The following is a 22,230-nucleotide window of genomic DNA, read 5'->3' on the forward strand; positions in this document are numbered from 1 at the left end:
ACGCGCCCATGTCGAATGGTGAGATCTGCGTCTTGCAATATGGACAGAGGCCGTGAGTGCCCTGCTCGATGACCTTTCTCAGGGGAGCGGGCGGTACACAGTCAGCGCCTCGGGGATCTTCTGGAGCGTCACCTCACCCGCCACCTCAGTGACTTCACCGTCGTACGCGAGGAGCGTGCCGGGTGCGACGCCGTCCACCCGCAGTCGGCGCACGCGTACGGCGGCGTGGGCGGGGGAGCGCGTCAGCGGACCCGCGAGGGCGGCGGCCAGCAGCCGTACGGCGGGGCGGCGCCCGCCGTGCACGACCCGAACGTCCAGGAGGCCGTCCGAGAGGTCGAAGCGCCGGGCGGGGGCGAGGCCCGTCCGGTAATAGGTCCCGTTTCCGGCGAACAGCAGCCACAGCGGGTGGGAGCCGCCGCCCACCTCGGCGTGAAGCGGGCGGGCGTCCGCGCGCAGGACGCGCAGAGCGCCGAGCACCCCGGCCGGCCAGCCGCCGATCCGTCCGGACCAGCGCTCCCGCTCCTTCACCAGTTCCGGATAGACGCCCAGGCCGCAGGTGTTGAGGAAGACGCCCTCCGTGCTGCCCGAGGAGAACCGCCCCACGTCCACCCGCGCGGCCTCGCCCCGCTGGACGGCCCGGCTCAGGTCGCGCGGGCCCTCCACGCCGAGGTCGTGGGCGAAGTGGTTGTGGGTGCCGCCCGGCAGGACGGCGAGCGGGAGGCCGTGGCGCAGGGCGATCCGGGCGGCGGTGTTCACGGTGCCGTCGCCGCCGCACACGCCGAGCACCCGGGCGTAGGTCGCCGCCTTCTCCAACTCGGCCTCGACGTCGGCCGGTTCGCACTCCACGGTCTCCGCGAGCGGCAGGACGTCATGCAGGGCGCGTATCCGGCCGGCGGTTCCCGCGCCCTTGTTCGCCACCACGACCAGGCCCTCGCCCTCGGGCAGCGCGGGCGCCTCCGCGTCGGGGCAGTCCGGCCGGAGCCGCTGATCGCGCGTCGGCGCCATGGCCCGTACGGCATACGCGGCGCCCGCGCCCAGGACCGCGCCCGCGAGGACATCGCTCGGGAAGTGAACGCCGGTGTAGACGCGGGACACGACGACCGCGGTGGCGAGCGGGGCCACGGCCACGCCCCAGCCGGGGGACTCCAGGGCCACACCCGTCGCGAAGGCCGCGGCGGAGGCGGCATGGCCCGACGGGAACGAGGTGGTGATCGGCTGGCGCTTCAGCTGCCTGATCACCGGGACGGGGTCCAGGGCGGGCCGGGGGCGGCGCACCGAGCGCTTGCCGACGGTGTTGATGGTGACCGACGCGAGGGCCAGCGAGGCGAGGCCGCGGGCGGCGGCGGCACGGGACCTGGGGGTGCGGGCCGCCGCGATGGCCGCGGCCGTGGCGAACCACAGCACGCCGTGGTTCGCGGTGCGGGTCAGCCTCGGCAGGACGTGGTCGGCACCCGGCCAGTGCCGGGTCGCGATCGCCTCGAACAGGTGGTAGTCCGAGTCGAGAAGCCGGTCCCGGAGGATGCGGGGGCCCGGAGGGCGAAGCGTGAGGTCCACGTCTGGGATCGGGTTCATGGAGGTTCATGTACCCAGGGATCTGTTTTTCGCCCTCGCCGCCCGAGCCTGTCCCGTGGGCCTGCCCGGCCGCCCCGCCCCGTCCCCGTTCCGCCCGTCCGGGTTCGACCCCGAGGGCCGGAATACCGTGGCCTGCCGAACAAATAGCATGGCCTGCCTGATACCCGTTTGCCCGTCGCCCCCCACCCCCGGAGAATGCCTCCCCATGGGACACCTCGAAGCCGCACACCTTGAGTACTACCTTCCCGACGGGAGGGCGCTGCTCGGCGATGTGTCGTTTCGGGTGGGGGAGGGGTCGGTCGTCGCCCTGGTGGGGCCCAACGGCGCCGGGAAGACGACACTGCTGCGGCTGATCTCGGGGGAGCTGAAACCACACGGCGGGACCGTCACCGTGGGGGGCGGGCTCGGGGTGATGCGCCAGTTCGTGGGATCCGTCCGGGACGAGACGACCGTACGGGACCTGCTCGTCTCCGTGGCGCCGCCGAGGATCCAGCAGGCCGCCAAGGCCGTGGACGCGGCCGAGCACGCGATGATGACCGTCGACGACGAGGCCGCGCAGCTCCGGTACGCGCAGGCGCTGTCCGACTGGGCCGAGGTGCGCGGATACGAGTCGGAGACCCTGTGGGACATGTGCACCACGGCCGCGCTCGGTATCCCGTACGAGAAGGCGCAGTGGCGGCAGGTGCGGACGCTCTCCGGCGGTGAGCAGAAGCGGCTCGTGCTCGAGGCCCTGCTGCGCGGCACCGACGAGGTGCTGCTCCTGGACGAGCCGGACAACTACCTCGACGTTCCCGGGAAGCGCTGGCTGGAGGAGCGGCTCAAGGAGACCCGTAAGACCGTCCTCTTCGTCTCGCACGACCGTGAACTGCTGGCCCGCGCCGCGGAGAAGATCGTCAGTGTCGAGCCCGGCCCCGCCGGAGCGGACGCCTGGGTGCACGGCGGCGGTTTCTCGACGTACCACGAGGCGCGGCGGGAGCGGTTCGCCCGCTTCGAGGAACTGCGCAGGCGCTGGGACGAGAAGCACGCCCAGTTGAAGAAGCTGGTGCTGAACCTGCGTCAGGCGGCCTCCATCAGCCATGAGTTGGCGTCCCGCTATCAGGCGGCGCAGACCCGGCTGCGGAAGTTCGAGGAGGCCGGGCCGCCTCCCGAGCCGCCGCGCGAGCAGGACATCAGGATGCGGCTGCACGGCGGCCGTACCGGAGTAAGGGCCATCACCTGCAAGGGACTTGAGCTCACCGGCCTGATGAACCCCTTCGATCTGGAGGTGTTCTACGGGGAGCGGGTCGCCGTCCTCGGCTCCAACGGCTCGGGGAAGTCGCACTTCCTGCGGCTGCTCGCCGGTGACACCGTCGCGCACACCGGGGAGTGGAAGCTCGGCGCCCGCGTGGTGGCGGGGCACTTCGCGCAGACGCACGCCCACCCGGAGCTGGAGGGGCGCACACTGCTCGACATCCTGTGGACCGAGCACGCCCAGGACCGCGGCGCCGCCATGTCCCGGCTCCGCCGCTACGAGCTGACCGCGCAGGCCGAGCAGCGGTTCGAGAAGCTCTCCGGCGGCCAGCAGGCCCGTTTCCAGATCCTCCTGCTCGAGCTGGCGGGCTCCACCGCCCTGCTCCTCGACGAGCCGACCGACAACCTCGACCTGGACTCCGCGGAGGCCCTCCAGGAGGGTCTGGAGGCGTACGAGGGGACGGTCCTCGCGGTCACCCACGACCGCTGGTTCGCCAAGTCCTTCGACCGCTACCTGGTCTTCGGCTCCGACGGCCGGGTGCGGGAGACGCAGGAGCCGGTCTGGGACGAGCGGCGCGTGGAACGGGCGCGGTAGCACCCGGAGCCCCGTCCACGCCTGGATTCCGGGTGCCGTCCCGGAGGACCCGCGCCCCCGAAGTTCGTAGAGTGGAGGGGGACGGCGGGACCCCTGCCGCCCCGGACGCCGGTCGGGACAGGTTCGCCGGGCGGGTCCGAGGACCGTGCCGAAGGCCACGACGAGCGGGGTGTCACCATGACCGGAGTCGACCCGGGCGCTCTGGACGACCAGCAGCTGATGAAAGAGCTGGAGACCATCCACCGCACCCGCCACGACACACTGCTGCACGGTTCGAACGACGCGCTGCGGACCCACAACGACCGCATGGCGCGGCTGGAGGGCGAGTACCTCCGCCGCCACCCGCGCCGCCCCGTCGCCGCCGGGCGGACCCGCGAGGGAGCCCGCGAGCGGGGCCCCGCCGGGGAATGACCCCGCGGCGCGACCCGGCCGGACCGCCTCCGCGCTGACCGGCTGAACCCCGCGTGTTTGGCCCGCCCGAGTCGGGGCAGGCGGAATCACAGTGCTTCGGACTGGAGGCACGTCCGTGGGAGCGGTGTGTCACGCGCCCCGGGTGTGCCCGTCCGTCATCCGGATGCGCTCCCACGGTGACTGTCCCATCAGGCACCTGTGAGGGAGTTACGACGCATCATGCGAACTCGAGCGAGCGCCAAGCACCATCCCCACGACGACGCCCCGGACACCGCGGGGTCGTTCCGCGAACTCGCCGCGCTCCCTGAGGGGCGGCAGCGTGACGCGCTCCGCGCCGAGATCGTCGAAGCCTGGCTGCCGATGGCCGAACGGCTCGCGGGACGGTTCCGCAACCGTGGCGAGAGCTCCGAGGACCTGCGCCAGGTCGCTGCCCTCGGCCTGGTCAAGGCGGTCGACCGGTACGACCCCGAACTCGGCAACGCCTTCGAGAGCTACGCCGTGCCGACCATCACCGGCGAGATCAAGAGGCACTTCCGCGACCACATGTGGACCCTGCACGTGCCGCGCCGCGTCCAGGATCTGCGCAACCGCGTACGGTTCGCGAGCCAGGACCTGTCGACCGTCACGGGCCGCAGGCCCACCGTCGCCGAGATCGCCGAGCGCGCCCAGCTGAGCGAGGAGGACGTGCGGGCCGGCCTGGAGGCACTGGAGAGCTTCACCGCGCTCTCCCTGGACGCCGAACTGCCGGGCAGCGAGGACGGCTACTCGCTCAGCGACGCCCTCGGCTCGGCCGACCCGGCCCTGGACACCGTCATCGACCGCGAGGCGGTCAAGCTCCGGCTGCGAGCCCTCCCCGAGCGCGAGCGCGCCATCCTCTACATGCGGTTCTTCGACGACAGGACCCAGAGCAGCATCGCCGAGGAGCTCGGCATCTCCCAGATGCACGTCTCCCGGCTGATCAGCCGCTGCTGCGAACGCCTGCGTGACCAGGTCATGCGCGACGCCGTCTAGGCACGCTCCTCAGGGCGCGCCGGTCCGAGGGGCGCGCGCTCCAGCGCCACCATCCCTCCGCCGCTCCGGGCCGACCGTCACCCTCAGCCTCTACGGCTTCCGGCCCGGCGCCCTGGAGTACGTCCCGACCCTCGTGTACGTCCCGTACGGCCTCGCCCGCGCACTCGGCGACCTCGCCGCGAGCTGCCCGGTCCGCGAGCGCTCCTGCCGTGCCGTGCTCACCGAGTCCGACCAGTTCGGCGCGGCCCCGCGCTCCCGGCCCGTGGTCGAACAGGCCTGCGGCGGGACATCGCCCTCGCCGTCCGGCCGAGGCCACCGGGGACCTCGCACCGTCACCCGCCCGGCGGTGCGGGTAGCGCGAATGGTGCCCGGCGGCGGGCGCCCACCGCCCAGGCGGGCTGTGATGGGATCCGGGGGCACGACGGCCGTGCCTCCTCCAGCGCCCCGCCGAAGGAGCCCAGCTCATGCGCCGTACCGCCCGTGTCCTGTCCGCCACCGCCCTGGCCGGTGCCGCTCTGGGCGCCGCCGCCTCGGCCGCGTTCGCGGACCCGGCCGCGGAGGTCTCCCCTGGCTCCGTGGAGCCCGGCGGCAGCGTCACCGTCTCCGTCACCTGCGACGCGATCGGCGGCGCTCCGCCCGACTTCATCGAGGCCACCTCGCAGGGTTTCGAGGACGGCAAGGTCCAGCTGCGCCGGATCGCGGCCAACGACGAGACCCTGGCGGGCGCGGCGTACAGCGGTACGGCCCGCATCCCGCCTGGCGGCGGCGGGGGCGAGCACGGCGAGAACTCGGTCGGAGACGGCGACGTGGTGGGCCCCGAGTCCGAGTGGGACGTCGACGGCGCGTGCCCCGTGGCACCCGGCGGACGCGAGAAACAGTGGGCCGCCTCGTACACCGTGGCCCGTGGCGACGCCCCCGCCCGCGACACGGCGGAGCTGGAGCGCCGCGGCACGGCGGAGCTGGAGCGCCCCGCCCCGGTCCAGCGCGGCGTCCACGCGGGCGAGGGCGGCGCCTTCACCGACTCCCTCCCGGCCCTGATCGCCGGCGGCGCCCTGATCACCGGCGCGCTGGGAGCGGCCGTGTACCGCCTGCGGACCAGGGACGCCTCGGCCGATCGCTGACACCTCCAGGACGCCCATGGGTCCGGTGAAACGTGGGTACGGAGAGGCCTAGGGCGCGAACAAGGTCGTACGGGACGGGAGTGGCGTCGTACGGGACGGGAGCGGCGAAGCCGTACGACCGACCGCCAGGCACCGCACGGCACAGCCCTGCAAGCACCGCACAGTCCCGAACCAGCACCGAACAACCCTGCACCAGCACCACAGCACCGCACCACGGAACGCGCGGAGGCACCCATGCGGCGGACGGATCCGGAAGGGCACGGGCCGGTTCGCTACGGGCCGCCGCTCCCCGATCAGGGGCTGCCCGTGCTGCCGGAACTGCGTGCCGTGCTCGCCGCCGCCGCGGACCGTTCCGACGCCGAGCCCCCGGGCGGCGGGCCGGCGCTCCTGCACGCGGCCTGCGGCTACTGGATACGGCGCGGGCTGCCCGCCTCTCCCGACCGCGTGGCCGCGGCCCCGGGCGCCCCCGCGCTGCTCCTCGCGCTGACCGGCGCCCTCGGCGGCGATGTCCTGGTACCGCGGCCGTGCGCCGCGTGGTGGACGCCGCAGGCGCACCTGCTGGGAAGGTCCGTGTTCCATGTGGCGACGCCCGCGGAGTGCGGCGGAGTGCCGGACCCGTACGCCCTCCTGGAGACCGTACGCAGAGTGCGCGCCGAAGGCGGCGACCCGAGACTGCTCGTGCTGTCCGTCGCCGACGACCCGACCGGCACCGTCGCGCCCCCCGAGGTGGTCCACGAGAGTGTCGAGGCGGCGGCGGGCGAGGGACTCCACGTCGTCAGCGACGAGACCTGGCGCGACACCCTGCACCAGCCGCACGACACCGTGCTGCTCAGCCCCGCCGAGATGCTCCCCGGCGAGGTCACCGTCCTCACCGATCTCGCCGGCCCCTTCCTGCCGCAGGGCTGGCCCGCCGCCGTCGCCCGCTTCCCCGACAACGAATTCGGTGCCCGGCTGCGCGCCCGCGTCCTCGACGTGCTCACCGTGCTCGGCGCCCGGGTCGCCGAACCCGTCGCCGCGGCCGCCGCGTACGCGCTGGGCGAGCCCGAGGCGGTCACCGCGCGGCTCGCCGCCTCCGTACGCCTGCACGCGCGCGTGGCCGCCGCCGCGCACCACGCGGTGGTCGGTTCGGGCGCCCTCGCGCTGCCCCCACGGGCCGGCAGGCACCTGTACGTGGACCTCGGACCGCTGCGCGCCGCACTCGGCGCCCACGGTGTGGGTGACGCGCAGGATCTGGAGGACTTCCTCACCACCCGGCTCGGCCTGCCCGCGCCCGGCGGCCACCGGTTCGGTGACGAACTCGCCGCGCTCCGGGTGCGGCTGGCCACCAGCCCGCTGCTCGGCGCGACCGACGAGGAGCGGGCGGAATGCCTCACCGCTCCCCCCACGCTGGAACCGCCGCATGTGCAACGCGCGTTGACCCTGTTGGAGTCGGCCTTCGACGATCTCCGAGACGACGCTCAGCGATGGGAGCCTCCTCGATGACGCAGCAGTCCGAGACGACCACGAGCAGCTCTACGACCTCCACGGCCACTCGGGACGGGGACGATCCGGCGTCCGCCCCGGCTCCGGCCCCGGCATCGGCGCAGCCCGGAGCCGACCTGCCCCCGCTGCCGTCCCTCTCGTCCCTGTCCCCTCCCGCTCCGCTCGCCGAGCCACGTCCGCTCGGCGAACGGCGTGTCTGGCCACGGTCGTTCGTGGACCGGCTGACGGCGCCGCTGCCGGGGCTGCGCTCTCTCGCCCGGTTCGCCCGCGAGGGGGCGCTGCGGCCGGGGCCCGCCGGTCTCGCCGACATCCCGGCACTGCCGTTCGAGCCCGGGCCGCTGCCGCGGGTCGGCGCGCACACCGTCGCCGTCTCCTGGGCGGGGCACGCGAGTTGGGTGATCCGGATCGGCGGGCTCACCGTTCTCACCGACCCGGTCTGGTCCCGCAAGATCCTCGGTACGCCCGCCCGGATCACACCCGTCGGCGTGGCCTGGAGCGCCCTGCCACCCATCGACGCGGTCGTCATCAGCCACAACCACTACGACCACCTGGACGCGCCGACCCTGCGCCGACTCCCGCGCGACACACCGGTGTTCGTGCCGGCCGGGCTCGCACCCTGGTTCAGACGACGCCGGTTCACCCAGGTCACCGAGCTCGACTGGTGGGAGGCCGCCGAACTGGACGGCGTCCGCTTCGACTTCGTCCCCGCCCACCACTGGTCCAAGCGCAGCCTCACCGACACCTGTCGCACGCTCTGGGGCGGCTGGGTCCTCACCGCGCCCGACGGACCGCGCGTGTACTTCGCGGGCGACACGGGATACGGCCACTGGTTCGCCCACATCGGCCGACGTCACCCTGGCATCGACCTCGCGCTGCTGCCCATCGGCGCGTACGACCCCCGGTGGTGGCTCAGCGACGTGCACTGCGATCCGGAGGAGGCGGTCCGCGCGTACGTCGATCTCGGCGCCCGCCGGATGGCCCCCATGCACTGGGGGACCTTCGTCCTCTCCGCCGAGCCGGTCCTCGAACCGCTGGCCCGGGTCCGGGCGGCCTGGGAGAAGGCGGGTCTCGACCGCGATGACCTGTGGGACCTGCCGGTGGGGGGTTCCCGGGTGCTGGGGTGACGGCGCGCTGCGGGCAGCGTGCTCCGCAGGGACGCTGCTCGGCGCGGACGGTGCTCCGCGGGGACGGCGCGCTGCGGGGAGGCTGCCCGCCCTACTGGGGCGCGGCCCTGCGCACCCTCTTCCACAAGCTGGGCAGCAGGCCGATCACCACCGTCAGGACCACCGCCGCCAATACCCCCTCCCAGGGCTCGCTGAAGAGGGAACCGCCCAGGACACCGATGAGTTGGTAGGTGGCCGCCCAGGCCAGACAGGCGGGTACGTCGCCGCGGGCGAAGGTGCGCAGCGGCATCTTCGCCAGCAGGCAGGCGAGCATCACCGGGATGCGGCCGGCCGGGACGAGACGGGACAGGACGAGTACGGCTATGCCGTGGTCGCCCAGTTTCTCCTGGGCCTGCGCGAGCCGCTCCTCGGGGGCGCGGGAGCGCAGGGCCTCCAGCCAGCGGGAGCCGTTCTTGGAGTGCATCCCGCGCCGACCCAGCCAGTACAGCGCGACATCACCGAGAAACGCGGCGAGCGCCGCCACCCCGAAGACCAGCAGCATCGCGAACGGCGCCGTCTGGTGAAAGGCCACCACGGCCGCCGAACTCACCAGCGCACCCGTCGGCACCACCGGCACCAGCGCCCCGATCAGCACCAGCACGAAGAGCGTGGGATACCCGATCGCCTGCTGCGCGGTCTCCGGCGACGTGGTCGAGGCCGCGGCCAGGAAACTCACCGGACCACCCCCGGGGCGGGACGCGCGCACCGGCTCGCGGCCACCAGAGCCGGACGCACACCCGGACTCGCGACCACCACGGTCGCGGCGGACAGGACCGTCACCGCGCGACCTCCGGCCGTACGCTCTCGCCGTGGCCGAGCAGGTGCACCGCGACCTGGGGGGCGCGCTCGGCGGCGAGGCGCACGAACTCCGCGCCCGGCGCGTGGAATTCATGGGGGCGCACGGCATCCATTCCGATCGGCCAATACGTGCCGTAGTGCACCGGCACAGCGCTGCGGGGCATCAGCCGGACGAGCGCCTCGGCCGCGCGCCCCGCGTCCAGGTGTTCTTCCCCGAGATACGGACCCCATCCGCCGACCGGCAGCAATGCCACGTCGACCGGTCCGACCTCCTCGGCCATCGAGTCGAACAGCCCGGTGTCCCCGGCGAAGTACGTGCGTGCCTCGCCCTCGACCACGAAGCCCAGGGCGGGTACCCGGTGCGGACCGACCGGCAGCCGCCGCCCGTCATGGTGGGCCGACACGGTCCGTACGACCAGGTCACCGACGTCCGTCCGGTCGCCGGGCGCCACCTCGGTGACCCGCAGATGGTCCAGCCTGCGCAGCGCGGGCACCGCGCGCGGGGCCCCCCGGGGCACCAGCAGACGGGTCCCCGGCGCGAGCCGCGCCAGCGAGGGCGGATGCAGGTGGTCGGAGTGCAGATGGGAGACGAGCACCACGTCGGCCACCGCGGCCGCGGCAGGGGGCGGCGCCCCGCGCCTGCGCCTGAGGTGCGCGAGCCGGCGCGCGAACAGCGGGTCCGTGAGCACACGTGTGCCGGAGTCCTCCAGCGTGCAGGTGGCATGCCCCCACCAGGTGATCTCCACCGGCACTTCTTTGCCTCCTTCGCGCGACTCCCCCCGAGCCTACGGGCAGGAGTAGGGTCGGCGACGAAACCCGGAGGTGAGGGGGACGCCATGGGAGAAGCGCGCGGTGCCACCGGCACACACGCCCTCGGGTTCCCGCCCGGCAGGGCGGGAACCCTCTCGCTGCGCGTGACGGCGATCGCGAGCCTGACGCCCCTGGAGGAACTGGACGTCGACCCGTTCCTGGTCGACTCCCGCAGCCAGCACGCGATGTGCGCCCGCTGGGCCGCCGAACACGGTCATGTCGTCACACGGGAACTTCTCGTACGAGGCCTGCGTCCCGACCACCGCACCCTGTGGGCCGACGTCGAGGCGGGCCTCGTCGACCTGTTCGTGGCACCCAGCCACCGCGTCCTGGAGCGCGCCCTCGCCTCGGTCGACGAGTTCACCGCCGAGTGCGTACGCCGCGGCGTACGGGTCGAGACCGTCGGCAGCGCGGAACCCTCGTACGACGCGCAGATGAAGGCCCGTGTGCACCGCCGTCTGTCGATGCCGACGGCCGGGTACGACGGCCGGTGAGCCGTTGACCTGCGATCCGGCCCGTGATCCGGTGATGATCGGTGCCCCCCGCCCGTTGTGACAGGGTGGGAGCAGGCTTCGCGGACCGGGCGGGCCGGGACGTGAGGCGGGCAGGGCGTGGGTGGCGGGCGTTGGCGCAGGATCCTCAGCGGGCTGTGGCGGAGTATCGCGGTGTGGGCCGTGTCCACGGTCACGATGCTCGTCCTCGCCGGAGCGCTGCCCGACTTCCAGCTCCAGTCGGACACCGGTGACAGCGCGACCCGGATCGCCGTCACCGCGGTGGTCGGCGCCGGCGTCTTCGGTCTGCTCTCGTCGTTGGTGTGGCCGCTGCTCGTCAGGGCGCTGCTGTTGGTCCCCGCGCTCGTACTCGGACTGCTCGTCTTCTTCCTCAACGGCTCCCTGCTGCTGATCGCCCTGCGGATAAACCCCTCCGGGCGGGGCGAGGCCGCGCCGGAGACCGCCGTGGTCGTCGCCGCGGTGATGTCCGCGGTCGCCTCGGCCACCGGCGGTGCCCTCGCCGTCCGGGACGACGACGCCTACCGGCGCAGGCTGTACCGCCTTGCCGACCGCCGCCGCAGACGCACCGACGGGCGGTCCGGCCCCTCGACCCCCGCCGCCGTCTTCCTCCAGCTCGACGGGGTCGGCCACGACGTACTGCGGGAGGCCGTCGGCAAGGGACTCATGCCGACCGTCGCCCAGTGGCTCGGCGGCGGCCCGGCGGGCACCCGCGCCACCCACCGCCTCACCCCCTGGCGCACCGACTGGTCCAGTCAGACCGGCGCCAGCCAGCTCGGCATCCTGCACGGCAGCAACCACGACGTCCCGGCCTTCAGGTGGTACGAGAAGGACAGCCACGAGGTCATGGTCTGCAACCGGCCCAGCAGCGCCGCCGAACTCCAGCGCCGGGCCGTCGAGTACACCGGCGACGGGGGACTGCTCAGCGCCGACGGCGCCAGCCGCGGCAACCTCTTCAGCGGCGGCGCCGACCAACTGGCCCTCGTGCTGTCCGTGTCCGCGCGCAGGGGCCGTGAGAACCGCTCCCGGGCGGGCTACCTCACGTACTTCATCGACCCCGCCAACGCCGTCCGTACGGCCATGTCCTTCGTCGCCGAGGTCTTCCGGGAGATCACCTCGTCCACCCGGGGGCGGCTGGAGAAGCGGCGGCCACGCGTCAAGCGCGGCGGTCTGTACCCCCTCATCCGCGCCTTCGCGACGGTCATCGAGCGCGACGTCGTCGTCACCGCGGTGATCGGCGACATGCTGTCCGGACGCAGCTCCGTCTACGCCGACCTGGTGGGGTACGACGAGGTGGCGCACCACTCCGGGCCGCGCGGCCGGGACGCCGAGAAGGTCCTGGCGCGGCTCGACCGCTCGATCGCGCTGATCGCGAAGGTCGCCGACCACGCGCCGCGGCCGTACCGGATCGTGCTGCTCTCCGACCACGGCCAGAGCCCCGGCGAAACGTTCCTGACCCGTTACGGGCTCACCCTCACCAATCTGGTCCGGGCCGGCTGCGGACTGCCCGTGCCGCGCAGAGCACGGCGCACCCACAGCGGCGCCGAGGCGCGGGCGGCGGTGCGGGCCGCGCTGCGCAGGCCCGTCGAGGAGGGCGGCGCCCAGCACCCGCCCGCGCGGCACCGCTCCGAGCCGATCGTGCTGGCCTCCGGCAACCTCGGCCTGATCTCCTTCCCCGACGTGCCGCACCGGATGAGCCGCGAGGAGATCGACCGGCGCCACCCCGCGCTGCTGTCCACGCTCGCCAACCATCCCGGCGTCGGCTTCCTCCTCGTACGCAGCGAGGAGTACGGAGGGCTCGTCATCGGCGCGCACGGGGCGGAGGTTCCGCTGGACGAGCTCGACGACGAACACCCCGGCCCGCTCGCCGACTTCGGACCCGGAGCCGCGGACGTCGTCCGAAGGACCCACTCCTTTCCGCACGTCGCCGACATCATGGTCAACTCCTGGTACGACCCCGCGGAGGGCGAAGTCCTCGCCTTCGAGGAGCAGATCGGCTCGCACGGCGGGCTCGGCGGCGCCCAGGGACGGCCCTTCCTGCTGTCACCAGTCGCGCTGTCCGCGCCGGTCGAGGACGGCGCGGAACTGGTCGGCGCGGAGCAGGTGCACCACGTACTGCGGCGCTGGCTGCGCGAGTGCGACGGGCCGCAGGTACCGCTGCCGGCCCGGCCGAACGAGCGGGCCGCCTGATCCTGCGCCCGCCGCGCACGCCGGAAGAGCTCGCCGCACACGCCGTAAGAGCTCGCCGCGCACGCCGGAAAATGGGCTGCGTGAACGGACTCCCGCGCACAGACTGTCCGTATCGGACATCGCGCACCCGCGCGCCCCACGGACACCCTCAGGAGTTCCTGCGTGCAGGCAGCCGTCACCGTCACTCCCGCCCGGATACCGGAGCTGCTGCTCGGTCTCGCGACCGTGCGGCCGGTCTTCATCTGGGGCGCTCCCGGCATCGGGAAGTCGTCCCTGGTAAGGGAGTTCGCCGAGTCGCTCGGCCTCGAGTGCGTGAGCCTGCTCGGCACCCAGCTCGCGCCGGAGGACCTCATCGGGGTCCCGCAGATCCGGGACGGGCGCTCGGTGTTCTGCCCGCCGGAGGCGATCGCCCGCGACGAGCCGTACTGCCTGTTCCTGGACGAGCTGAACGCGGCGACGCCCGACGTGCAGAAGGCGTTCTACTCGCTGATCCTGGACCGCCGTATCGGCAACTACGAACTGCCGCCGGGCTCGATCGTCATCGGCGCGGGCAACCGCTCGACGGACAACGCGCTGGCCAGGCCGATCGCCTCCGCGCTGATCAACCGCCTCGCCCATGTGCACCTGGAGGCGTCTCCGAAGGACTGGCTGGTGTGGGCCGCCGCCAACGACATCCACCCGTGGATCCTCGACCATCTCACCGACCGCCCGGACCACCTGTGGTCCAAGCCGCCCAAGACGGAGGAGCCCTTCTCCACGCCCCGCTCCTGGCACATGCTCTCCGACGCCCTGCGCTCCTTCGGGCCCGCCCTCGACGAGGACACCCTGAAGGTGATCGCGCACGGCACGCTGACGCCCGCGCACGCGGTCGCCTTCTGCGGCTACGTCAAGATCGTGCGCAGCAGGTTCGGCATCGAGGCCATCATCAAGGGCGAGGCCCGCTGGCCGAGCCGGCTGGAGGACCGCGACCTGCTCTACTACCTCGCCGAGTCCTTCCGCGGCCGTCTCGTCAAGGAACTGCCCGCCAGCAAGGAACACACCTCGGAGCACGGGCGGCAGACCGCCTTCCGCGCCAAGTCGCTGCTGGTGCAGCTCGCCGAGATCTCCGTCGAGGTCGCCCAGAGCGTCATCGCCGCCGACGGCGACGGCAATCCCGTACTGCCCGCGTGGTTCCTGGTCGAGGCCGCGCGGGACATGCCGAGGCTGGTGGAGGCGCGGCGGTGAGCGGCAAGCGCAGGCAGGGGGAGAAGGAGAAGCCGGATCCGGCCGCCGAGGCCTTCGCGGAGGGGATGCGGCTGGTGCGGGCCAACCGCGCGCTGGCCGCCATCGGGTTCAGCACCTGCCGGCAGAAGGACTGCCCGGCGGGCCCCCGCGACGGCCTCGTCCGCGTCGACTCCAGCGGCGTGCTCCACATGCACCCCACCCGCCGCGCCGACCCCGCCGCCTGGGCGTGGGCCGCCGCGCACGGCATCATCCACCTCGGCTTCGGCCATGTCCCGGCGGCGACCGGCGAGCGGGTACAGCCCGACCGCTTCGACCTCGCCGCCCGCTGCGCCGTCGTCAACCGCTTCCTGCTCGGTTTCCCGGTCGGGCTGACCCCCGAGGACCTGCCGGACTCCTATCCCGACGGCGACGAGGAGCAGCTCGCCGCGCGCTGGCGCCGTGACGGGATTCCGGCGGCGTACGAGCGGTGCGGTACGGCGGGCGGTGAGCCGGACCAGCTCCTGGTGACCTGGCACACCTGGAGCGGCGGCACCGTGCCCGACTGGCAGCTCGCCTTCGCGCACGCGCTGACCCGCACGATGGCCGCGGCGATGGACATGGCGGGCGGCCGCCGCGCCTCCATGCGCGGCGGACCCACCCGGCTGCAGCCCTGGGAGAAGGCGCTGAGCTGGTTCGTGTCCTCCTACCCCCTTCTCGGCGGCATCGCGGCCGGCATCACCGTCGTCGCCGACGCCGAACTCGCCCGCGCCCACGGCATCTCCGTCGCCGCGGTCGACGCGGAGGCGGCCGAGATCTACATCAACCCGCTGCGCGAGTTCGACGACGAGGAATGGCGGTTCGTCCTCGCCCACGAGATGCTGCACGCCGCCCTGCGCCACAGCGACCGCTGCGGCACCCGTGACCCGTACCTCTTCAACATCGCCGCGGACTACGTCATCAACGGCTGGCTGTGCGAGATGCACGTCGGCTCGATGCCCGAAGGGCTGCTGTACGACAAGGAGTTGAGGGATCTGTCGGCGGAGGAGGTGTACGACCGGATCGCGACGGACCTGCGCCGGATGCGGCGCCTGTCCACACTGCGCGGCAAAGGCGTCGGCGACATGCTCGGCGGCCCGCTCGGCTCACCCCGTGACTACGTCGACCTCGACGAGTTCTACCGCCGAGGCCTGGGCCAGGGACTTGACCTGCACCAGCGGCAGGAGCGCGGCTTCCTGCCCGGTGGCCTGGTCGAGGAGATCCGCGCCCTCAGCCATCCACCGCTGGACTGGGACGCCCAACTGGCCCGCTGGTTCGACGAGTTCGTGCCCCGCCCCGAGCCGCTGCGGACATACGCGCGTCCCTCGCGTCGCCAGGCGGCGACCCCCGACATCCCACGCGCCGGCCGCTACTTCCCGCCCGAGGAGATCGCCCGCTGCACCTTCGGCGTGGTCCTCGACACCTCCGCCTCCATGGACCGCACCCTGCTCGGCAAGGCGCTCGGCGCCATCGCCTCCTACGCCGAGGCCCGCGACGTACCGGCCGCCCGCGTCGTCTTCTGCGACGCCGCCCCGCACGACGCCGGCTATCTCCCGGTGACGGAGATCGCCGGCCGCGTGCGGGTGCGCGGTCGCGGCGGTACGGTCCTCCAGCCCGGCATCGACCTGCTGCTCCGCTCGGACGACTTCCCGCCCGGCGCGCCCGTCCTGGTCATCACGGACGGCTGGTGCGACGTCCTGCGGGTGCGCCGCGAGCACGCCTACCTGATTCCGCAGGGTGCCCGGCTGCCGTTCACGGCGCGGGGGCCGGTGTTCCGGGTGAGCTGAGGCCGGGCGCGCCGCCTCAGTACTGCGGCCAGAACCCGGAGCGCATCCTGCCGAAGGCGTTCATCGTGCGGACGCCGGGCGCGAAGCCGGGACTGTGCGACGCGTCGCTGAAGGAGACCATGGTGCCCAGCGTCTCCGCGAGCGTCATGAACTTGCGCAGCGTCACCTGGTCGTCCTTGAACTCCTTGGCCGGCAGGTGGCTGTGTGCCGCCTCCAGTGCCCGGAGATGGCGGAGCAGCCGGTCCTTCGCCGCCTCCCGGTCGCGGTCGTAGAGGTCGTCCAGCGCGTAGAAGGTGACCTCGCTGGTCCACAGACCGACCGCGTGCACCGTCACCGTCTCCTCGGAGAGGGTGAGCGCCGCGGCCAGGTCGATCTCGTGCCGACGGCCCTCGCGCGCCACGGTGTCCACGTACTGCACGGTCGCCGTGCCCAGTTCCGACAGCGCACGTCCCGGCGGCACCCTGACCTCGAGGACCACCCAGTACGTCTCCTCGAACGCCAGGTCGGGCGCGAAGATCCGGACACCCTTCTCGTCGGTGATGATGTCGGGCAGTGCCTCGGCGCCGTAGTTCTCCCGCGCCAGACCGGCCGCCTGCCCCGCCTCGCGGTGCACCGCGGCGCGCGCCCGGGGGTCGGTGATCAGGTCGTGCCCGTACAGGTGCCGGATCTCCACCCCGGGGTCGATGTCCAGTCTGAGCTGGATGTCGATGGCGGCGAGGTGGTCGCGCCGGCTCAGGTCGCCGAGCAGATCCGCCCCGACCTGCTCGGGACGGGTGACGAAGGTCGAGTTGCCGCCCGCCAGCCCGGCGAGCGCGGCCAGTTCGGGCATCCGGGCGTCGGAGCCGAAACCGAAGCAGGACAGCGTGAGGTCGCCGCGCATCTTGGCCGCGATGTTCGTGCGGATCCTGATCCAGTCCAGTTCGCCGGAGGTCGGGTCGCCGTCCGAGAACAGGTACAGGCAGTTGATGGTCCGCCCGTTGCGGGAGTTGCGGCTGATCTCGTCGATCCCGTACTGCACCCCGAGGTTGATGTCGGTCGCGCCCTGCGGAGTCAGTCCGGACACCACTGCCGAGAAGCGGTCCGCCGGCAGGTCCTTCTTGGCGACGGCCGGCAGGACGGTGCGTACGTTGTGGTCGAAGGTGATGATGCCCAGGCAGTCCGCCGGCCGCAGTTCGCGGTAGATGGTCTGGAGCGCCGACTTCACGGTGTCGAGTTTCTCGCCCGTCATCGAGCCGCTGATGTCGACGACGAAGACGAAGTTCACCGGGAGGGGTTCGCCGGCGGGAGTGTCCTCGGGCGGGGCCGCACCGGCCTTGAGAGTGATCTCCACGAAGTGCGTCGTCGCCTCGTTGGCCTTGAACTCACCCGGCACGGCGGCGAGTCCATGACTCACCGCGACGGCTTCCCCGGGTCCAGGACCCGGCACCTGATCGGTACGGGACGCCACGAAGTCGTCGAACCTGATCTGATCCTGCCCGATGATCACGCCCTGCTCGATGAGGTCCTTCGCGCCGAGGACCGAACGAGTGCCGAAGGCGTTGTTGCGGCGGATGAAGAGGCCGTCGTGGGGGAGGGGCTGCGTGGTGTCGCGGGGGGTGGGGGCGGGGCCGCCGGGGGGTGAGAAGAAGGGCTGGGCGGGGCTGCTCGCGGGCGCTCCGTAGTGCCTGGTGGTGGCTCTGCTTCTGAGGCGGAAGTCCGTTTCGAAGCTCGGGACATCGTCATAGGAGTCGGTTGTCGTGAGACGAGCCAGATGCTCCCTGTCCATCGACAGGTGATCACTGTAGTAAGCCGGGGTTCCCTCCACGTGGACCGTGGTTGGCTCGCCTCCGGCGTACCTCGGGGACAAGTCCGGCTCCACCCAACACCCCGAGTGGATCCCCCGACCCTGCCGCAGCCACCGCCACAGCAACCCGTCCGGGGTCCCGGCGTCCGGAGCGGTGACCTGCGGGTGAACGATGACGGTGAGCTGCCGGTCGTACGCGGGCGGGGACTCCGAGAGGGCACTGATGCTCACCGTCGAGACCCGCAGCCCTAGGAGCGACGCGTAGGCCCGGCACTCCCTCTCGCGCCGTTCGTACAGGGAGCGGTGGTCCGCGCCCAGAGGCACGCCTGGATGAATCAGTTCGACCAGCAGGAGCGCCGATGGTCCCTGGTACCACTGCGGCAGGGGTGGCGGCGGAGGCGCGGCGCCGGTGACCGAGAGGTCGCACAGGCGCAGTTCCGCGCCGCCCCGCAGGAAGTCCCAGAGCCTGGTGCCCGGCTCGCCGGCAGGCAGGACCGGCGCCTCACCCGGATGAACCACGACCACGGCATCGGGATGCGCCGCGAGCAACGCGTCGGCCTCGGCCGCGGTCCGTGCGACCGGCTCCAGCGGCGTCAGCCCCAGCGCGGCGGCACGCCGTTCGGCCTCGGCGGTCAGCCGGCCTAAGGCGGCGTCGTCCCCGTCGGTGACCGCGGGAGGCCCGACGTACAGGACGGCCTGCCGGCCGGCGGCCACGGCGTTCTCATCACTCGGCATGTGCACTCTCCGTCGTACGGGTGGGAAGCGGGCACCGGGCCTCCAGCTCGCTGCGGGTGCGTACTCCACCGTCGAACATCCCCTCGGCCCTCAACCGGCGCAGCCAGGCATCGAGTTCGGCGCTGAGCCCGGTGTTCTCCTCGGCCAGCCGGGCGGCCCGGTCGCGCTGTGCCGGGTCGTTGGCCAGGAGCAGCAGGGTGATCTTCAGGGCGAGGCCGTGCGGATTGCGGGCGTCGAGCTTCAGCGCCTCCTCGACGTATCCGGAGGCGACGGTGAAGTTGGAGCGGATCAGGGCGATCCGGGCCTTCCAGTACCAGAACTCCTCCGATTCCCGGTCCGCTCCGGAGGCCTCAAGGGCGCGCTCGGCCTGGTCCGGCTCATTGAGGGCCACATGCCTGCGTACGGTGGTGAGTGACCGTTCGACCTTCGCCGTCCCGGCGCCATCGCGACGGGGACGCGCACGCGGGCCGGTGACCACGCGGGCCGCGACGAACACCACGGCGAGCAGGAACAGCAGCAGCATGCCGACGAGCACGAGGAACTGCTGTATGCCCTCGCTCTCGGCGAGCGTGGCGAAGATCCCGAGGATCGCGACGCTGAAGGCGAGCACGATGACGGCGCCGAAGAGTGCGGTCGCCTGGGCCGAGGTGAGTGTCCGGAACATCTTGGTGCGGATGATGTCGCGTACGAAGTCCCGGTAGAGCAGATACAGGACGCCGAGTGCGATCCCGCCAAATCCCGCGATTCCCCCGAGGACTTGGAAGAGTTCGACCATGACTGGACTGTAGGGCCTCTTCGTGGCTTTCGGCAGGGAAAGTCACAGGTACGGTCCGGCAGGTCGCGGCCCCATCAGACGCGTGCACCGGCCCAAGGTGTGATCGGATGGGCAACACGGAACCCGGTAGCGGGACCACACCCGAAAGGACACATCGTGGCAACCACGCGCTCTGCACACACCGTCTGGGAAGGCAACCTGCTCGAGGGCAAGGGCGTCGTCACCTTCGACTCCTCCGGCGCCATCGACGAGCAGCCCGTGACGTGGGCGTCGCGCTCCCAGGACGCGAACGGCAAGACCAGCCCCGAGGAGCTGATCGCGGCCGCCCACTCCAGCTGCTTCTCCATGGCGTTCTCGCACGCCCTCGCGGGGGCCGGCACCCCGCCCACCAAGCTCGTCACCTCCGCCGACGTCTCCTTCCAGCCGGGCGAGGGCATCACCGGCATCCACCTGAACGTGGAGGGCACGGTGCCGGGTATCGACGCGGACGCCTTCGCCGCCGCGGCCGAGGACGCCAAGAAGAACTGCCCGGTCAGCCAGGCGCTCAGCGGCACGACGATCACACTGTCGGCGAAGCTGTCCTGACGGCCCGCAAGCCCCGAAGGCAGCACGGCGCCGCGGTCCCCCAGGGGCCGCGGCGCCGTCATGCCCGGGCTCGTGCGGGACCCATGGCCGCGCCCGCGCGGGGCTCATCCCCTGGCCCGTGCGGGTCCATGTCCGGACTCGCGCGGGGCGTCCGCCCCATTGACAGATGCGCACTCAAGTTTTGTGCTGGAGGGCGGCAGAACCGGGCGGAAGGGGACGGACATGGCACGTGCGGTCGGGATCGATCTCGGTACGACGAACTCCGTGGTCGCTGTTCTGGAGGGCGGCGACCCCACGGTCGTGGCCAACGCGGAGGGCGCGCGCACCACGCCCTCCGTGGTGGCCTTCGCCAAGAACGGCGAGGTGCTCGTCGGCGAGGTCGCCAAACGGCAGGCCGTGACGAACGTGGAGCGCACCGCGCGTTCCGCGAAGCGGCACATGGGTGATTCGAACTGGCGCTTCCCGGAGACGGGCGCCATCGACGGCACCCGGTACCGCGCACAGGAGTTGGCCGCGCGCGTGCTCCAGAAGCTGAAACGGGACGCCGAGGCCTACCTCGGCGAGGACGTCACGGACGCCGTGATCACGGTGCCCGCCCACTTCGACGACGCGCAGCGCCAGGCCACCAAGGAGGCCGGTGAGATCGCGGGCCTCAAAGTTCTGCGGATCATCAACGAACCGACGGCCGCCGCCCTCGCGTACGGGCTCGACCGCGGCGAGGAGCAGACCGTTCTCGTCTTCGACCTGGGCGGCGGGACCTTCGACGTCTCGCTGCTGGAGATAGGCGACGGTGTCATCGAGGTCAAGGCGACCAACGGTGACACCAAACTGGGCGGCGACGACTGGGACCAGCGGGTCGTCGAGCACCTCGCCCAGCGGTTCAAGGTCGCGCACGGCATCGACCTCGGACACGACAAGATGGCGTTGCAACGGCTGCGCGAGGGCGCCGAGAAGGCCAAGATCGAACTGTCCAGCTCCACCGAGACCACCGTCAACCTGCCCTACATCACCGCCACCGGCGACGGCCCGCTGCACCTGGACGAGAAACTGACGCGCGCTCAGTTCCAGGAGCTGACCGCCGACCTGCTCGACCGCTGCAAGAACCCCTTCCACCAGGCGGTGAAGGACGCGGGCGTGCAACTGTCCGTCGTGGACCGTGTCATCCTGGTCGGCGGCTCGACCCGGATGCCCGCCGTCACCGACCTGGTGAGGGAACTCACCGGCAAGGACCCGCACAAGGGCGTCAACCCGGACGAGGTCGTCGCCGTGGGCGCAGCGCTTCAGGCGGGTGTCATCCGCGGTGACGTCAAGGACGTCCTGTTGCTCGACGTCACCCCGCTGTCCCTGGGTATCGAGACCAAGGGCGGCATCATGACCAAGCTCATCGAGCGCAACACCACGATCCCGACCCGGCGTTCGGAGATCTTCACGACCGCCGTGGACAACCAGCCCTCGGTCGGCATCCAGGTCTACCAGGGCGAGCGCGAGATCGCGGCGTACAACAAGAAGCTCGGTGTCTTCGACCTCACCGGGCTGCCGCCCGCGCCGCGCGGGGTCCCGCAGATCGAGGTCGCCTTCGACATCGACGCCAACGGGATCATGCACGTCTCCGCGAAGGACCTCGCGACGGAGCGCGAACAGAAGATGACCGTCACCGGCGGCTCCGCGCTCCCCAAGGACGACATCGACCGCATGATGCGCGAGGCCGAGCAGTACGCCGACGAGGACCACGCCCGCCGCGAGGCCGCCGAGACCCGCAACCAGGCCGAGCAACTCGTCTACCAGACCGAGAGGTTCATGCAGGAGAACGAGGAGCGCATCCCGTCCGAGACGAAGCCGGAGGTCGAGGAGGCGATCGCGGAGCTGAAAACGCTTCTGGAGGATCCCGCCGACACGAGCGCGCTGCGGGCCGGCGTCGAGAAGCTCGCCATGGTGAGCCAGCGGATGGGGCAGGCCATGTACGCCCAGGCCCAGCAGGCCCAGCAGGCCCAGCAGGCACCTCCGCGGGAACCGGCCACCGAGCAGGCCCCGAACGACGAGGAGGGCGTGGTGGACGCGGAGATCGTGGACGAGGAGCGGGAAAGGGGAGGAGACGCGGACAGGGGCCGGGACGCGAAGGGCGGCACTGCCTAACGGGCTCGCGCACGGTTGGTAGTGATACGTCAAGGATTTCGGTGGGGCTCGGGGCCATATCTTGTCACCGCCAACCATGCACGAGCTCGTAAGAGTTGTCTTTAAATGTCACGCTCACAGCGGCAGCGATGCCGCACGACTGCTCCAGGCGGTTGAAGCACCGTTCCATCACGTTGCGTTGCTTGTGGAACTGCTCGTCGAAGACTGGCGGTGCTCGCCGCGGCCGCCGCGTCTGAGCCGGTTGCGGACCTGGTCGACCCGCTTGGGAATGGTGTGGCTGATGTCCCGCCGCCCAGTCAGG

The 22,230-nt window shown here is 72.2% G+C and carries 17 protein-coding genes; 12 read left to right on the forward strand and 5 right to left on the reverse strand.

The features are described from left to right. Positions 1 to 78 precede the first annotated feature (78 nt). Complete coding sequence (locus ACIBLC_RS02665) at positions 79 to 1,572, reverse strand: bifunctional phosphatase PAP2/diacylglycerol kinase family protein (protein ID WP_399208782.1); 1,494 nt, start codon at positions 1,570 to 1,572, stop codon at positions 79 to 81. A 205-nt stretch (positions 1,573 to 1,777) separates the two neighbouring features. Between ACIBLC_RS02665 and ACIBLC_RS02670 the strand changes: the two genes are divergently transcribed. The 6 genes from ACIBLC_RS02670 (at position 1,778) to ACIBLC_RS02695 (ending at position 8,546) form a co-directional block, all read left to right on the forward strand. Further along, positions 1,778 to 3,397, forward strand: coding sequence for an ATP-binding cassette domain-containing protein (locus ACIBLC_RS02670; RefSeq protein ID WP_399208784.1), 1,620 nt, complete (start codon positions 1,778 to 1,780; stop codon positions 3,395 to 3,397). Between the two features lie 177 nt (positions 3,398 to 3,574). Continuing rightward, on the forward strand, positions 3,575 to 3,808 hold the full coding sequence (locus ACIBLC_RS02675) for a DUF6158 family protein (protein ID WP_399208785.1): 234 nt from the start codon (positions 3,575 to 3,577) through the stop codon (positions 3,806 to 3,808). Positions 3,809 to 4,027: 219 nt separating this feature from the next. Then, the gene (locus tag ACIBLC_RS02680) at positions 4,028 to 4,819 is read left to right on the forward strand and encodes an RNA polymerase sigma factor SigF (protein ID WP_399208786.1); all 792 of its coding nucleotides are present in this window, start codon (positions 4,028 to 4,030) and stop codon (positions 4,817 to 4,819) included. Positions 4,820 to 5,283: 464 nt separating this feature from the next. Next, entirely contained in the window at positions 5,284 to 5,940 is a 657-nt protein-coding gene (locus tag ACIBLC_RS02685; RefSeq protein ID WP_399208787.1) for a hypothetical protein, read from the forward strand. Between the two features lie 234 nt (positions 5,941 to 6,174). Beyond that, the gene (locus tag ACIBLC_RS02690; protein WP_399208788.1) at positions 6,175 to 7,422 is read left to right on the forward strand and encodes an aminotransferase class I/II-fold pyridoxal phosphate-dependent enzyme; all 1,248 of its coding nucleotides are present in this window, start codon (positions 6,175 to 6,177) and stop codon (positions 7,420 to 7,422) included. Continuing rightward, positions 7,419 to 8,546, forward strand: coding sequence for an MBL fold metallo-hydrolase (locus ACIBLC_RS02695; RefSeq protein WP_399208789.1), 1,128 nt, complete (start codon positions 7,419 to 7,421; stop codon positions 8,544 to 8,546). Before ACIBLC_RS02690 ends, ACIBLC_RS02695 begins: the two co-directional genes overlap by 4 nt. A 91-nt stretch (positions 8,547 to 8,637) precedes the next feature. Here ACIBLC_RS02695 and ACIBLC_RS02700 read toward each other — a convergent pair whose 3' ends face one another. Next, entirely contained in the window at positions 8,638 to 9,261 is a 624-nt protein-coding gene (locus ACIBLC_RS02700; RefSeq protein ID WP_399208791.1) for a DedA family protein, read from the reverse strand. A gap of 100 nt (positions 9,262 to 9,361) precedes the next feature. Continuing rightward, entirely contained in the window at positions 9,362 to 10,135 is a 774-nt protein-coding gene (locus ACIBLC_RS02705; protein ID WP_399208792.1) for an MBL fold metallo-hydrolase, read from the reverse strand. Between the two features lie 84 nt (positions 10,136 to 10,219). Between ACIBLC_RS02705 and ACIBLC_RS02710 the strand changes: the two genes are divergently transcribed. The 4 genes from ACIBLC_RS02710 (at position 10,220) to ACIBLC_RS02725 (ending at position 15,918) form a co-directional block, all read left to right on the forward strand. Beyond that, positions 10,220 to 10,687 (forward strand): hypothetical protein, encoded by a 468-nt coding sequence (locus tag ACIBLC_RS02710; RefSeq protein ID WP_399208793.1) that lies wholly within the window; start codon positions 10,220 to 10,222, stop codon positions 10,685 to 10,687. Between the two features lie 117 nt (positions 10,688 to 10,804). After that, complete coding sequence (locus ACIBLC_RS02715; protein ID WP_399208794.1) at positions 10,805 to 12,892, forward strand: phage holin family protein; 2,088 nt, start codon at positions 10,805 to 10,807, stop codon at positions 12,890 to 12,892. A gap of 162 nt (positions 12,893 to 13,054) precedes the next feature. Further along, positions 13,055 to 14,116, forward strand: coding sequence for an ATP-binding protein (locus tag ACIBLC_RS02720; RefSeq protein ID WP_399208796.1), 1,062 nt, complete (start codon positions 13,055 to 13,057; stop codon positions 14,114 to 14,116). Positions 14,117 to 14,181: 65 nt separating this feature from the next. Continuing rightward, positions 14,182 to 15,918 carry a hypothetical protein gene (locus tag ACIBLC_RS02725; RefSeq protein WP_399209266.1) on the forward strand — a complete coding sequence of 579 codons (1,737 nt, stop codon included), beginning with the start codon at positions 14,182 to 14,184 and terminating at the stop codon, positions 15,916 to 15,918. 16 nt (positions 15,919 to 15,934) lie between these two features. Here the strand turns inward: ACIBLC_RS02725 and ACIBLC_RS02730 are convergent, their stop codons facing one another. Together ACIBLC_RS02730 and ACIBLC_RS02735 are read right to left on the reverse strand one after the other, a co-directional pair. Then, positions 15,935 to 18,436: a VWA domain-containing protein gene (locus ACIBLC_RS02730; protein WP_399208797.1), complete on the reverse strand. Its 2,502-nt coding sequence runs from the start codon at positions 18,434 to 18,436 to the stop codon at positions 15,935 to 15,937. After that, positions 18,426 to 19,211 carry a hypothetical protein gene (locus ACIBLC_RS02735; protein WP_399208798.1) on the reverse strand — a complete coding sequence of 262 codons (786 nt, stop codon included), beginning with the start codon at positions 19,209 to 19,211 and terminating at the stop codon, positions 18,426 to 18,428. Before ACIBLC_RS02735 ends, ACIBLC_RS02730 begins: the two co-directional genes overlap by 11 nt. A 156-nt stretch (positions 19,212 to 19,367) precedes the next feature. Here ACIBLC_RS02735 and ACIBLC_RS02740 point away from each other — a divergent pair, with 156 nt between their 5' ends. Together ACIBLC_RS02740 and dnaK are read left to right on the forward strand one after the other, a co-directional pair. Continuing rightward, positions 19,368 to 19,796, forward strand: coding sequence for an OsmC family peroxiredoxin (locus ACIBLC_RS02740; protein ID WP_399208799.1), 429 nt, complete (start codon positions 19,368 to 19,370; stop codon positions 19,794 to 19,796). 222 nt (positions 19,797 to 20,018) lie between these two features. Further along, complete coding sequence (dnaK, locus tag ACIBLC_RS02745; RefSeq protein WP_399208801.1) at positions 20,019 to 21,929, forward strand: molecular chaperone DnaK; 1,911 nt, start codon at positions 20,019 to 20,021, stop codon at positions 21,927 to 21,929. The last annotated feature ends 301 nt before the right edge of the window (positions 21,930 to 22,230 follow it).

The sequence above is a fragment of the Streptomyces sp. NPDC050535 genome (assembly GCF_044457665.1).
In the GTDB taxonomy this organism is placed as follows: domain Bacteria; phylum Actinomycetota; class Actinomycetes; order Streptomycetales; family Streptomycetaceae; genus Streptomyces.

Excerpts from the sequence above, each read along its gene's own strand:
- ACIBLC_RS02665 (WP_399208782.1), bottom strand. The coding sequence starts at position 1,572 with ATGAACCCGATCCCAGACGTGGACCTCACGCTTCGCCCTCCGGGCCCC.
- ACIBLC_RS02725 (WP_399209266.1), top strand. The coding sequence starts at position 14,182 with ATGCGGCTGGTGCGGGCCAACCGCGCGCTGGCCGCCATCGGGTTCAGC.
- ACIBLC_RS02670 (WP_399208784.1), top strand. The coding sequence starts at position 1,778 with ATGGGACACCTCGAAGCCGCACACCTTGAGTACTACCTTCCCGACGGG.
- ACIBLC_RS02710 (WP_399208793.1), top strand. The coding sequence starts at position 10,220 with ATGGGAGAAGCGCGCGGTGCCACCGGCACACACGCCCTCGGGTTCCCG.
- ACIBLC_RS02695 (WP_399208789.1), top strand. The coding sequence starts at position 7,419 with ATGACGCAGCAGTCCGAGACGACCACGAGCAGCTCTACGACCTCCACG.
- ACIBLC_RS02685 (WP_399208787.1), top strand. The coding sequence starts at position 5,284 with ATGCGCCGTACCGCCCGTGTCCTGTCCGCCACCGCCCTGGCCGGTGCC.
- ACIBLC_RS02680 (WP_399208786.1), top strand. The coding sequence starts at position 4,028 with ATGCGAACTCGAGCGAGCGCCAAGCACCATCCCCACGACGACGCCCCG.
- ACIBLC_RS02735 (WP_399208798.1), bottom strand. The coding sequence starts at position 19,211 with ATGGTCGAACTCTTCCAAGTCCTCGGGGGAATCGCGGGATTTGGCGGG.
- dnaK (WP_399208801.1), top strand. The coding sequence starts at position 20,019 with ATGGCACGTGCGGTCGGGATCGATCTCGGTACGACGAACTCCGTGGTC.
- ACIBLC_RS02675 (WP_399208785.1), top strand. The coding sequence starts at position 3,575 with ATGACCGGAGTCGACCCGGGCGCTCTGGACGACCAGCAGCTGATGAAA.
- ACIBLC_RS02730 (WP_399208797.1), bottom strand. The coding sequence starts at position 18,436 with ATGCCGAGTGATGAGAACGCCGTGGCCGCCGGCCGGCAGGCCGTCCTG.
- ACIBLC_RS02690 (WP_399208788.1), top strand. The coding sequence starts at position 6,175 with ATGCGGCGGACGGATCCGGAAGGGCACGGGCCGGTTCGCTACGGGCCG.